The following is a 12,745-nucleotide window of genomic DNA, read 5'->3' on the forward strand; positions in this document are numbered from 1 at the left end:
CAAACATTTTAAAGCGTATCGGCAGGTGGCACGCCAAAATCCGGCATGCCGTTCTCATCCCAGCGTACAAGCTTCAGTCGGGTGTGGCGATTCGGGTCATACAGCGGATCCCCCTCGATTTCGGTGTAATTCCTCGCGTGATACACCAGTACATCATCCCCTTCCGGCGTTTGCGTAAAGCTGTTGTGCCCGGGTCCATACTGACGGTTTTCATAGCTGGTGGTGAAGACCGGACGCGGTGATTTGTGCCAGTTTTCCGGGTTTAGCGGATCGGCATGGAGATCAACCCACAGTAACCCCATGCAGTAGTTCTCATCGGTTGCGCTGGCGGAGTAACTGACAAACAGTTTGTCTCCGTGCACCACGACGGCTGGACCTTCGTTGACCCAAAAGCCCCGACATTCCCAGTCATATTCCGGATGGCTGAGCATCACCGGCTGACCTTTGATTGTCCAAGGGTTTTCCATCTCTGCGAGATAAACATTGGAGTTTCCGGCAATATCAGGCGATTTCTGCGCCCACAAATACCACTGTTTCCCCTGATGGTTAAACGTTGTGGCATCAAGCGCGAAGGTATCAAACTGGGTTTCAATTTGCCCCTTCTCAACCCACTTACCGCTTAGCGGATCGGCATCTGCGCACTCCAACGCAAACATGCGATGCTGGAACATACCCAACGTATCAAGCGCCTGGGTGTGCGTGGCCGCAAAGTAGATGTACCACTTACCGGCAATAGCGTGGATCTCCGGTGCCCAGATAAGTTGACTCATTGGACCGCTGTCCGGTTTGCGCCAGACAACAACGGGCTCCGCGGTGCGTAATCCCTCCAGAGAGTCAGCCCGACGCAGCTCCAGTCGGTCATATTCAGGTACTGAAGCAATGAAATAATAGTGGTTACCGTCACGCAGGATAAACGGATCGGCACGCTGTTCGATAAAGGGATTTGGCCACTGATTCATCAGGCTTTCCTTACATGTTCAGTCGATTTAACATCATGGTACTCATTCAATTCACGGTAGTTGGCGCGGCGTTTTTCCAGGTCTGACTGGATTTGCTGCATAAATTCGCGGTCAACTTTCAGCAGACGAACCACGCCTGCGGTAATCAGATAACCGACGCCCGGAATAATAGTGAACAACAGCATAATGCCGTTAATCGCGGAGTCACTTTGCGCTTTCGCGCCTGCGTCGTAACCGTACCAGGAGAGCAGGAAGCCAACCATCGCGCCGGCAATCGCCAGCCCCAGCTTCAGGAAGAACAGGTTGCCCGAGAAGCTGATCCCGGTAATACGTTTACCGGTTTTCCACTCGCCGTAGTCATCCACATCCGCCATCAGCGACCAGTGCAGTGGAGAAGGGATCTGATGCAGGATGTTGAGCAGGAAGTAGAGCACCATAATCATCATGGTGGCTTTCGGATCGAAGAAGTAAAACGCGCCGGAGAACACCGCCAGTACGATGTTGGTCCAGAAGAAGACTTTCAGTTTGCACCAGCGGTCAGTTAATACCTTCGCGAGCATACTGCCGATCATCATGCCGACAACGCCAAGGCTGATAAACAACGTTGCGAACTGCGTGCTTTGTTGCATCACCCACGTAACGTAATACATGGTGGCGGCCATGCGAATAAAGCCCGGGCAGACGTTGCACAGGGTTAACAGCAGGATTTTTACCCACTGATCGTTCTTCCACACGTCTTTTAGATCGGCTTTCAAATCGTCGTTCGTGGGTACCGCAGGGCGTACACGTTCGCGCACGGTTGCGAAACAAAACAGGAACATGCACATACCAATGAAAGCCAGCACGGCCATCGCCATCTGATAGCCTTTGGCTTTATCTTCCCCGCCAAACCACTCTGCCATTGGCAGTAGCGTGAGTGAGAGTAGCAGAGTGGCAATCCCGACCAGCACGAAACGATACGACTGGCAGGCGACGCGTTCTTTCGGATCGTTGGTAATGACGCTACCGAGTGAACAGTAGGGAATGTTGATTGCTGTGTAGGTAATAGAGAGCAGGAAGTAGGTGACAAACGCATAGATAACTTTGCTGTTGTAAGTCCACTCCGGAGTGGTAAACATCAGTACGCTGAATAATGCGTAGGGGAAAGCCATCCACAGAAGCCATGGACGAAACCGACCATATTTACTGCGAGTACGATCGGCCATTGCCCCCATGATAGGGTCGGTAACAGCGTCAATAACGCGTACCGAGAGCAGCAATACGCCGACAAGTGCTGGAGCAAGACCGAAAATATCTGTATAAAAATAGTTAACAAACAGCATGATAGCGCCGAATATGATGTTGCATCCGGCATCGCCCATTCCATAGCCGATCTTTTCTTTCACCGACAGCTTTCTGGTTTCCATCAAGCGCACTCCATTAATGTGATATGGAGAGAATTATTGTCTGGTGCTGGTGTTTTTGCGTTGCAGGATAGCGCCGCTGATATGGACTAAACAGTCATCTGTGGGAAAGTGTGAAGCAGATAACAACCCCCACCTGGTGTAGGTGGGGGGAAGGATTAATGCGCTTTTACGGCGCCGGCCGTTTTCTGTTTGCACAGATAGCCAATGCCAAGAATGGCAATCCATACCGGGATCAGGTACACCGAGATCGCCATGCCCGGCGTCATCAGCATAATCACCAGTACCGCAGCCATGAAAATCAGGCAGATCCAGTTACCTAGCGGGTAGAGCAGTGCCGGGAAGCGAGTGGCGACGCCCTGCTGCTGTTTTGCTTTGCGGAACTTAATATGCGCAAGGCTAATCATTGCCCAGTTGATGACCAATGCGGAAACCACCAGTGCCATCAGCAAGCCAAACGCAGATTCCGGTGCCAGATAGTTAATCAGTACGCACAGTGCGGTAACCAGTGCGGAGACCAGAATGGTGTTAACCGGCACGCCGCGTTTATCCACGTTCATCAGCGCTTTTGGCGCGTTACCCTGCTGAGCCAGGCCGAACAGCATACGGCTGTTACAGTATACACAGCTGTTATAGACAGAAAGGGCTGCGGTCAGCACCACGATGTTCAGGGCGTTGGCAACAAAGGTGTCACCCAGTTCGTGGAAGATAAGGACAAACGGGCTGGTATCTGCTGTTACGCGCGTCCATGGCATCAGGGAAAGCAGTACCGCCAGGGAGCCTACATAGAAAATCAAGATACGGTAGATGACCTGATTAGTCGCTTTTGGAATGCTTTGTTCCGGGTTATCGGCTTCTGCTGCGGTGATCCCGACCAGTTCCAGCCCACCAAAGGAGAACATGATGATAGCCATCATCATTACCAGCCCGCTGAAGCCGTGTGGCAGGAATCCACCCTGGCTCCACAAGTTGCTGACGCTGGCCTGTGGGCCGCCGTTGCCGCTAAACAGCAACCAGCCGCCGAACAGGATCATTGCGACTACGGCAATGACTTTAATAATGGCGAACCAGAACTCCATCTCACCGAACACTTTTACGTTGGTCAGGTTGATGGCGTTGATGATCACAAAAAAGGCTGCTGCCGAAGCCCATGTTGGGATCTCCGGATACCAGAATTGAATGTATTTACCTACGGCGGTTAGCTCAGCCATGGCAACCAAAACGTACAGTACCCAGTAGTTCCAGCCGGAAGAGAAACCGGCAAAGCTCCCCCAGTATTTGTAGGCAAAGTGACTAAAGGAGCCTGCCACCGGCTCTTCAACCACCATTTCACCTAACTGACGCATAATCAGAAAAGCGATAAAGCCGGCAATAGCGTAACCCAGAATAATACCCGGTCCTGCAGACTGGATAACGGATGCGCTACCGAGGAATAACCCGGTACCAATCGCGCCACCCAGCGCGATAAGCTGTATATGGCGGTTTTTAAGGCCGCGCTTTAGCTGATCGCCATGCTGTTGACTTTCCATCATGAAACCTCGTGTGTGGTTTTACTCTTCATCTTTCGAGTACTTATATTTTGAACCACGCAGTGACGCGTGTGTAAGTTTGCAATTCCGTTTGTTGTATTAATTTATTTACAGCAATGAATTATGAAATGTTGCCTAAAGACTTTTGTCTTGATCAGAATAATGTTATGCGAGCGCGAATGCACCTGCTTTATGCGGCGTGAGTGACGAGTTGAATAAAAAGAAACCATTTGTAAGCGCGAGTTTATCTACCACAAAATTTCCAATTTGAATTTTTATTCGAAAATAGTGATTGATAAATCGATAAATAGGCAGGTGAATCGGTTCAGATAATATATTTTTTCGTTTCAATTCGGTTAAAACTACCTCGGGATGGGTAAATTTAACATTTGTGCATAGTTACATGTTTGAAACGTTATTTCTGTAATGTTGTTAAAATATGCCTCCTTTACTGATTTCAATCAAAACCTGTATGGACAGAAGGTGAATACTTTGTTACTTTAGCGTCAAGAACATGAAATTGGTAAGACCAATTGACTCCGGGCAAATGGCTTAAGACAGGAAATCATGGCCTACAGCAAAATCCGCCAACCAAAACTCTCCGATGTGATTGAGCAGCAGCTGGAGTTTTTAATTCTTGAGGGGACACTTCGCCCCGGAGAAAAACTCCCACCGGAACGCGAGCTGGCAAAACAGTTCGACGTTTCCCGCCCCTCCTTACGTGAGGCGATCCAACGCCTCGAAGCGAAGGGCTTACTGCTTCGTCGTCAGGGCGGTGGCACTTTTGTTCAGAGCAGCCTGTGGCAGAGCTTTAGCGACCCACTGGTAGAGCTGCTCTCCGACCATCCTGAATCCCAGTTTGACCTGCTCGAAACGCGCCATGCGTTGGAAGGTATTGCGGCCTATTACGCCGCACTGCGCAGCACGGATGAAGACAAAACGCGTATCCGTGAACTCCATCAGGCGATCGAGCTTGCGCAACAGTCCGGCGATCTTGACGGTGAATCTGATGCCGTACTTCAGTATCAAATTGCTGTCACCGAAGCGGCACATAATGTGGTACTGCTCCATTTGCTAAGGTGTATGGAGCCGATGCTGGCCCAGAATGTCCGTCAAAACTTTGAATTGCTGTATGCGCGTCGCGAGATGCTGCCGCTGGTAAGCAGTCACCGCACCCGTATTTTTGAAGCAATTATCGCCGGGAAGCCGGAGGAGGCGCGTGAAGCGTCGCACCGTCACCTGGCATTTATCGAAGAGATTCTCCTGGACAGAAGCCGTGAGGAAAGTCGTCGTGAACGCGCCTTACGCCGCCTGGAGCAACGAAAGAATTAGTGATTTTTCTGGCAGAACGTTAACCAGAAGATGTTGTAAATCAAGCGCGAACTAAAAGCGCGCGGCAACTAAATGCCAGGCCCATAAGGCTATTTTATTTGCCATTTTGGCCCTGGGCAGTGCTCACAATCCTCACGTACTACGTGTACGCTCCGGTTGTTCCGCGCTGTCCGTGCCCAAACTGGCTGCAACAATGACGCCTGATGGGTCAGGCAATAAACGCAGAACCTGTCTTATTGCGCTTTTAGTTGTTCAAAATAATTCGGGTTGTATCGCGGCGGCAAGCGAGCGAGTCGCCAGGAGCATAGTGAACTATGTGACTGGTGCGAGGAAGCGCAGCCAACAAAGAGACAACCTGAAGTATGAAGAACAAAGAGCGCAATGGGACAGGTTCCAGATAACTCAACGTATTAGATAGATAAGGAATACCCCCATGTCAGAACGTTTCCCAAATGACGTGGATCCGATCGAAACTCGCGACTGGCTACAGGCGATCGAATCGGTCATCCGTGAAGAAGGTGTTGAGCGTGCTCAGTATCTGATCGACCAACTGCTTTCAGAAGCCCGCAAAGGCGGCGTGAAAGTAGCGGCAGGTGCAGGGGCCAGCAATTATGTAAACACTATTGCCGTTGAAGATGAACCGGAATACCCGGGCAATCTGGAGCTGGAACGTCGTATTCGTTCTGCTATCCGCTGGAACGCCATCATGACCGTACTGCGTGCGTCTAAAAAGGATCTTGAGCTGGGTGGCCATATGGCATCCTTCCAGTCCTCCGCAACGGTATATGATGTTTGCTTCAACCACTTCTTCCGTGCACGCAACGAGCAGGACGGTGGCGATCTGGTGTACTTCCAGGGTCACATCTCCCCGGGCATCTACGCGCGCGCATTCCTGGAAGGTCGTCTGACTGAAGAGCAGATGAACAACTTCCGTCAGGAAGTACATGGCAAAGGCCTGTCTTCCTACCCGCACCCGAAACTGATGCCGGAATTCTGGCAGTTCCCGACCGTATCTATGGGTCTGGGTCCAATCGGTGCTATCTACCAGGCTAAATTCCTGAAATATCTGGAACACCGTGGCCTGAAAGATACCTCTAAACAGACCGTTTACGCCTTCCTGGGCGACGGCGAGATGGATGAGCCAGAATCTAAGGGTGCTATCACCATCGCGACCCGTGAAAAACTGGACAACCTGGTCTTCGTTATCAACTGTAACCTGCAGCGTCTTGACGGCCCGGTCACCGGTAACGGCAAGATTGTTAACGAACTGGAAGGCATCTTCGCGGGTGCTGGCTGGAACGTGATTAAAGTCATGTGGGGCGGTCGTTGGGATGAGCTGCTGCGTAAAGACACCAGCGGTAAACTGATCCAACTGATGAACGAAACCGTTGACGGCGACTACCAGACCTTCAAATCCAAAGATGGCGCATACGTACGTGAGCACTTCTTCGGTAAATATCCGGAAACTGCAGCCCTGGTTGCAGACTGGACTGACGAGCAGATTTGGGCGCTGAACCGTGGTGGTCACGATCCGAAGAAAGTCTACGCTGCACTGAAAAAAGCACAGGAAACCAAAGGCAGAGCAACTGTAATCCTCGCCCATACCATCAAAGGTTACGGCATGGGTGACACCGCCGAAGGTAAAAACATCGCTCACCAGGTTAAGAAAATGAACATGGACGGCGTGCGTTACATCCGCGACCGTTTCAACGTTCCTGTGACCGATGAGCAGGTTGAAAACCTGTCTTACATTACCTTCCCGGAAGGTTCTGAAGAGCACACCTATCTGCACGCTCAGCGTCAGAAACTGCATGGCTACCTGCCAGCTCGTCAGCCGAACTTCACCGAGAAACTGGAACTGCCGGCGCTGGAAGACTTCGGTGCGCTGCTGGAAGAGCAGAACAAAGAAATCTCCACCACTATCGCTTTCGTTCGTGCCCTGAACGTGATGCTGAAGAACAAATCGATCAAAGATCGTCTGGTTCCAATCATCGCCGACGAAGCGCGTACTTTCGGTATGGAAGGTCTGTTCCGCCAGATTGGTATCTACAGCCCGAACGGTCAGCAGTACACCCCGCAGGACCGTGAGCAGGTTGCTTACTATAAAGAAGACGAGAAAGGTCAGATCCTGCAGGAAGGTATCAACGAACTGGGTGCAGGCGCATCCTGGCTGGCTGCTGCGACTTCTTACAGCACCAACGATCTGCCGATGATCCCGTTCTACATCTACTACTCCATGTTCGGGTTCCAGCGTATTGGTGACCTGTGCTGGCAGGCAGGCGACCAGCAGGCTCGCGGCTTCCTGATTGGTGGTACTTCCGGTCGTACGACGCTGAACGGCGAAGGTCTGCAGCACGAAGATGGTCACAGCCATATTCAGTCTCTGACTATCCCGAACTGTATCTCTTACGATCCGTCTTACGCGTACGAAGTTGCGGTCATCATGCATGATGGTCTGGAGCGTATGTACGGTGAGAAACAAGAGAACGTCTACTACTACATCACCACGCTGAACGAAAACTACCACATGCCGGCAATGCCAGCAGGTGCCGAGGAAGGTATCCGTAAAGGTATCTACAAACTCGAAACCCTTGAAGGTAAGAAAGGCAAAGTTCAGCTGCTGGGCTCCGGTTCTATCCTGCGTCACGTCCGTGAAGCAGCACAGATCCTGGCGAACGACTACGGTGTAGGTTCTGACGTATACAGCGTAACGTCCTTCACTGAACTGGCGCGTGATGGCCAGGATTGTGAGCGCTGGAACATGCTGCACCCGATGGAAACTCCGCGCGTTCCGTACATCGCTCAGGTGATGAACGACGCTCCGGCAGTAGCATCTACTGACTATATGAAACTGTTTGCCGAACAGGTTCGTACTTATGTACCGGCTGATGATTATCGCGTACTGGGTACTGACGGTTTCGGTCGCTCTGACAGCCGTGAAAACCTGCGTCACCACTTCGAAGTTGATGCTTCCTACGTGGTTGTAGCGGCCCTGGGCGAACTGGCTAAACGTGGCGAAATCGATAAGAAAGTGGTTGCAGATGCAATCATCAAATTCAACATCGATGCAGATAAAGTTAACCCGCGTCTGGCGTAAGAGGTAAAAGAATAATGGCTATCGAAATCAATGTACCGGACATCGGGGCTGATGAAGTTGAAATCACCGAGATCCTGGTCAAAGTGGGCGACAAAGTTGAAGCTGAACAGTCGCTGATCACCGTAGAAGGCGATAAAGCCTCTATGGAAGTTCCGTCTCCTCAGGCTGGTATCGTTAAAGAGATCAAAGTCTCTGTTGGCGACAAAACTGAGACCGGCAAACTGATCATGATTTTCGATTCCGCCGACGGTGCAGCAACTGCTGCACCTGCTCCGGCAGAAGAGAAGAAAGCAGCCGCTCCGGCCGCTGCACCAGCTGCAGCTGCGGCAAAAGACGTACACGTACCAGACATCGGCGGTGACGAAGTTGAAGTTACCGAGATCATGGTTAAAGTGGGCGATACCGTTGCGGCTGAACAGTCTCTGATCACCGTCGAAGGCGACAAAGCGTCTATGGAAGTTCCGGCGCCGTTCGCAGGAACTGTTAAAGAGATCAAAATCAACACCGGCGACAAAGTGTCTACCGGTTCCCTGATTATGGTCTTTGAAGTCGCAGGCGCAGCGCCTGCTGCTGCACCGGCTCAGGCGGCGGCTCCTGCTGCTGCGGCAGCTCCGGCTGCTTCCGGCTCGAAAGAAGTTAACGTACCGGATATCGGCGGTGACGAAGTTGAAGTCACTGAAGTGATGGTTAAAGTGGGCGATAAAATTGCCGCTGAGCAGTCACTGATCACCGTTGAAGGCGATAAAGCTTCAATGGAAGTGCCGGCACCGTTCGCGGGTACCGTAAAAGAAATCAAAATCAGCACCGGCGACAAAGTGAAAACCGGTTCTCTGATTATGGTCTTCGAAGTTGAAGGCGCAGCACCTGCTGCTGCACCGGCACAAGCTGCGGCACCGGCTCCGGCCGCTGCACCTGCACAAGCTGCTCCAGCTCCGGCTGCAAAAGCGGAAAGCAAATCTGACTTCGCAGAAAACGACGCTTACGTCCACGCAACTCCGCTGATCCGTCGCCTGGCGCGCGAATTTGGCGTGAATCTGGCGAAAGTGAAAGGTTCAGGTCGTAAAGGCCGTATCCTGCGTGAAGACGTTCAGGCATACGTGAAAGACGCGGTTAAACGTGCTGAAGCTGCTCCGGCAGCCGCTGCTGGCGGCGGTATCCCGGGCATGCTGCCTTGGCCAAAAGTTGATTTCAGCAAGTTTGGTGAAATCGAAGAAGTGGAACTGGGCCGTATCCAGAAAATCTCTGGTGCTAACCTGAGCCGTAACTGGGTGATGATCCCGCACGTTACCCACTTCGATAAGACCGATATCACCGATCTGGAAGCGTTCCGTAAACAACAGAACGCCGAAGCGGAGAAACGTAAACTGGACGTGAAATTCACCCCAGTGGTCTTCATCATGAAAGCCGTTGCTGCCGCTCTGGAACAGATGCCGCGCTTCAACAGCTCTCTGTCTGAAGACGGTCAGCGTCTGACCCTGAAGAAATACATCAACATCGGTGTTGCGGTAGATACCCCGAATGGTCTGGTTGTTCCGGTCTTCAAAGACGTGAACAAGAAGAGCATTACCGAGCTGTCTCGTGAACTGACCGTGATCTCCAAGAAAGCACGTGATGGCAAGCTGACCGCTGGCGAAATGCAGGGCGGTTGTTTCACCATCTCCAGCATCGGTGGCCTGGGTACTACCCACTTCGCGCCGATTGTGAACGCGCCGGAAGTGGCTATCCTCGGTGTCTCCAAGTCCTCTATGGAGCCAGTGTGGAACGGTAAAGAGTTTATGCCGCGTCTGATGATGCCAATTTCGCTCTCCTTCGACCACCGTGTCATTGACGGTGCAGATGGTGCGCGCTTTATCACCATCATCAACAACATGCTGTCTGACATTCGCCGCCTGGTGATGTAAGCGAAAAAGCCGGCCCGACGGCCGGCTTTTTTCTGGTAATCTCATGAAGTCAGTGAGGTTATTGTGCGAAAGACAAATCGGTTGCCGTTTGTTGTTTCAAAATTGTTAACAATTTTGTAAAATACGGGCGGATAGAACGACCCGGTGGACGACGGGTATAAATTAAGAGGTCATGATGAGCACTGAAATCAAAACTCAGGTCGTGGTACTTGGGGCAGGCCCGGCAGGTTACTCTGCTGCCTTCCGTTGCGCAGATTTAGGTCTGGAGACCGTCATCGTAGAACGTTACAGCACCCTTGGTGGTGTTTGTCTGAACGTCGGCTGTATCCCTTCTAAAGCGCTGCTGCACGTAGCAAAAGTTATCGAAGAAGCCAAAGCACTGGCTGAACACGGTATTGTTTTTGGCGAGCCGAAAACTGATATCGACAAGATTCGTACCTGGAAAGAAAAAGTTATCACTCAACTGACCGGCGGTCTGGCTGGTATGGCCAAAGGCCGTAAAGTGAAAGTGGTTAACGGTCTGGGTAAATTTACCGGGGCGAACACCCTGGAAGTTGAAGGCGAAAACGGTAAAACCGTCATCAACTTCGACAACGCGATCATCGCGGCGGGTTCCCGTCCGATCGAACTGCCATTCATTCCGCATGAAGATCCGCGCGTGTGGGATTCCACCGATGCACTGGAACTGAAAACTGTTCCTAAGCGCCTGCTGGTAATGGGCGGCGGTATCATCGGTCTGGAAATGGGGACCGTGTACCATGCGCTGGGTTCAGAGATTGACGTGGTTGAAATGTTTGACCAGGTTATCCCGGCTGCCGATAAAGACGTGGTGAAAGTCTTCACCAAACGCATCAGCAAGAAATTCAACCTGATGCTGGAAACCAAAGTGACTGCCGTTGAAGCGAAAGAAGACGGTATTTACGTTTCCATGGAAGGCAAAAAAGCGCCTGCTGAAGCACAGCGTTATGATGCCGTACTGGTTGCTATCGGTCGTGTACCGAACGGTAAAAACCTCGATGCGGGCAAAGCTGGCGTTGAAGTTGATGACCGTGGTTTCATCCGCGTTGACAAACAGCTGCGTACCAACGTGCCGCATATCTTTGCTATCGGCGATATCGTCGGTCAGCCGATGCTGGCGCACAAAGGTGTTCACGAAGGTCACGTTGCCGCTGAAGTTATCGCCGGGAAGAAACACTACTTCGACCCGAAAGTTATCCCATCCATTGCGTACACTGAACCAGAAGTTGCATGGGTTGGCCTGACTGAGAAAGAAGCGAAAGAAAAAGGCATCAGCTACGAAACCGCCACCTTCCCGTGGGCTGCTTCTGGCCGTGCTATCGCTTCCGACTGCGCAGACGGTATGACCAAACTGATTTTCGACAAAGAATCTCACCGTGTGATCGGTGGTGCAATTGTCGGTACCAACGGCGGCGAGCTGCTGGGCGAAATTGGTCTGGCGATCGAAATGGGTTGCGACGCTGAAGATATCGCACTGACCATCCACGCACACCCGACTCTGCATGAGTCTGTGGGCCTGGCGGCAGAAGTGTTCGAAGGCAGCATCACCGACCTGCCAAACCCGAAAGCGAAGAAAAAGTAATCTTCTCGCTTTTGTGAAAACGCCTCTTCGGAGGCGTTTTTTTTTGCCTAAAGCTACCCGTTATTTCAGGCAACATGCCGGGTGGCGCTAGCGCTATCCCGGCCTACGGCTTAACCTCGCTTTACGGTGCTACGGGCTGCCAGTTTTTATCCGGATGGAATGTGGTTAACGCCTGTGCTTTTTGCTGAGAATCAACGCCGAGATTGGCCTGATAGACTTTATCATCGCCGCTAATCATAAAGCTCATCACCCCTGTGTGACCGTAGCTAATGGGCCATGCAATCATGGCAAAACCACTGGCGTTGTCCGGCAGTATGCGGAAACGATAACCGTGATAACCCGTGCCGGGCTCTTGTGGGCTGAAGGCGGGTCCCAGAGGGCTTGGCGTTTCGCCAGGTGCGGCTGGCCAGTAAAGCCCATCTTTTTTACCTTCGCTACTGACAATTTTTTGCGCATACGATTTGTTCAGCGCGTAATAGCTTTGCTGCGCGTCAACGTAGGCGTGCAGTGCTTCGATGGCTGAAAGCTCGTTGCGACCGATCGTTCGAGTGAGGATCTCCTCCTGGGCTTCGGTCATATCGAACGCCCAACCTTTGCTGGTTTTCACCATCGGTATGGGTAACTGCCAGTCATCTTGCCCTACGTTGAGATGCGCCATGTTGTCCTGCAGCACAATGTGATGGCTCACCTTCCAGTCGCGATTAAAGCGTGCCACCGCTTCCGGATCGGCCCCTTCTGGTGGTAAAAAATGTCGCCAGTTTTCACCCAGTAGCGCCGTGAGCTGCTTTTCATTTTGCTGCGCCACCGCAGCGGCAAATGCACTGGCCGCTTCTTCGGGGGAGGTGAACGCCTGTTGCGCATAGCTCACCAGCGGCAAGGAGAGCAACAGGGCGCTTAACATAATTTTTTTCATCATCGGCTCCG

Annotated in this window: 8 protein-coding genes; 4 read left to right on the forward strand and 4 right to left on the reverse strand. The window is 51.9% G+C overall.

Annotated elements, in window-relative coordinates; all coding sequences use genetic code 11:
- Positions 1 to 8: 8 nt before the first annotated feature.
- From NNN64_RS03605 to aroP, 3 genes are all read right to left on the reverse strand, one after another.
- Complete coding sequence (locus NNN64_RS03605; protein ID WP_271440513.1) at positions 9 to 959, reverse strand: glycoside hydrolase family 43 protein; 951 nt, start codon at positions 957 to 959, stop codon at positions 9 to 11.
- Positions 959 to 2,365 (reverse strand): glycoside-pentoside-hexuronide (GPH):cation symporter, encoded by a 1,407-nt coding sequence (locus tag NNN64_RS03610; RefSeq protein ID WP_271440514.1) that lies wholly within the window; start codon positions 2,363 to 2,365, stop codon positions 959 to 961. The genes NNN64_RS03605 and NNN64_RS03610 overlap by 1 nt, the downstream gene beginning before the upstream one ends.
- Positions 2,366 to 2,520: 155 nt before the next feature.
- A complete protein-coding gene (gene aroP / locus NNN64_RS03615; protein ID WP_170974398.1) occupies positions 2,521 to 3,894 on the reverse strand; it encodes an aromatic amino acid transporter AroP in 1,374 nt (457 codons plus the stop codon).
- 564 nt (positions 3,895 to 4,458) lie between these two features.
- On the opposite strand from aroP, the gene pdhR reads away from it, so the two are divergent.
- From pdhR to lpdA, 4 genes are all read left to right on the forward strand, one after another.
- Positions 4,459 to 5,223 carry a pyruvate dehydrogenase complex transcriptional repressor PdhR gene (pdhR, locus tag NNN64_RS03620; RefSeq protein WP_137383704.1) on the forward strand — a complete coding sequence of 255 codons (765 nt, stop codon included), beginning with the start codon at positions 4,459 to 4,461 and terminating at the stop codon, positions 5,221 to 5,223.
- A gap of 433 nt (positions 5,224 to 5,656) precedes the next feature.
- Positions 5,657 to 8,320 carry a pyruvate dehydrogenase (acetyl-transferring), homodimeric type gene (gene aceE / locus NNN64_RS03625; protein WP_048214932.1) on the forward strand — a complete coding sequence of 888 codons (2,664 nt, stop codon included), beginning with the start codon at positions 5,657 to 5,659 and terminating at the stop codon, positions 8,318 to 8,320.
- Positions 8,321 to 8,334: 14 nt separating this feature from the next.
- Complete coding sequence (aceF, locus tag NNN64_RS03630) at positions 8,335 to 10,221, forward strand: pyruvate dehydrogenase complex dihydrolipoyllysine-residue acetyltransferase (RefSeq protein WP_271440515.1); 1,887 nt, start codon at positions 8,335 to 8,337, stop codon at positions 10,219 to 10,221.
- Between the two features lie 175 nt (positions 10,222 to 10,396).
- Positions 10,397 to 11,821, forward strand: a complete 1,425-nt coding sequence (gene lpdA, locus NNN64_RS03635; protein ID WP_003018686.1) for a dihydrolipoyl dehydrogenase — start codon at positions 10,397 to 10,399, stop codon at positions 11,819 to 11,821.
- Positions 11,822 to 11,942: 121 nt separating this feature from the next.
- Here the strand turns inward: lpdA and NNN64_RS03640 are convergent, their stop codons facing one another.
- Positions 11,943 to 12,737: a DUF2950 family protein gene (locus NNN64_RS03640; protein ID WP_271440516.1), complete on the reverse strand. Its 795-nt coding sequence runs from the start codon at positions 12,735 to 12,737 to the stop codon at positions 11,943 to 11,945.
- Between the last annotated feature and the right edge of the window lie 8 nt (positions 12,738 to 12,745).

It is taken from the genome of Citrobacter sp. Igbk 14 (assembly GCF_028069825.1).
In the GTDB taxonomy this organism is placed as follows: domain Bacteria; phylum Pseudomonadota; class Gammaproteobacteria; order Enterobacterales; family Enterobacteriaceae; genus Citrobacter.

Coding starts and splice junctions, on each gene's coding strand:
- NNN64_RS03640 (WP_271440516.1), bottom strand. CDS start 12,737: ATGATGAAAAAAATTATGTTAAGCGCCCTGTTGCTCTCCTTGCCGCTG.
- aroP (WP_170974398.1), bottom strand. CDS start 3,894: ATGATGGAAAGTCAACAGCATGGCGATCAGCTAAAGCGCGGCCTTAAA.
- lpdA (WP_003018686.1), top strand. CDS start 10,397: ATGAGCACTGAAATCAAAACTCAGGTCGTGGTACTTGGGGCAGGCCCG.
- NNN64_RS03605 (WP_271440513.1), bottom strand. CDS start 959: ATGAATCAGTGGCCAAATCCCTTTATCGAACAGCGTGCCGATCCGTTT.
- pdhR (WP_137383704.1), top strand. CDS start 4,459: ATGGCCTACAGCAAAATCCGCCAACCAAAACTCTCCGATGTGATTGAG.
- aceF (WP_271440515.1), top strand. CDS start 8,335: ATGGCTATCGAAATCAATGTACCGGACATCGGGGCTGATGAAGTTGAA.
- NNN64_RS03610 (WP_271440514.1), bottom strand. CDS start 2,365: ATGGAAACCAGAAAGCTGTCGGTGAAAGAAAAGATCGGCTATGGAATG.
- aceE (WP_048214932.1), top strand. CDS start 5,657: ATGTCAGAACGTTTCCCAAATGACGTGGATCCGATCGAAACTCGCGAC.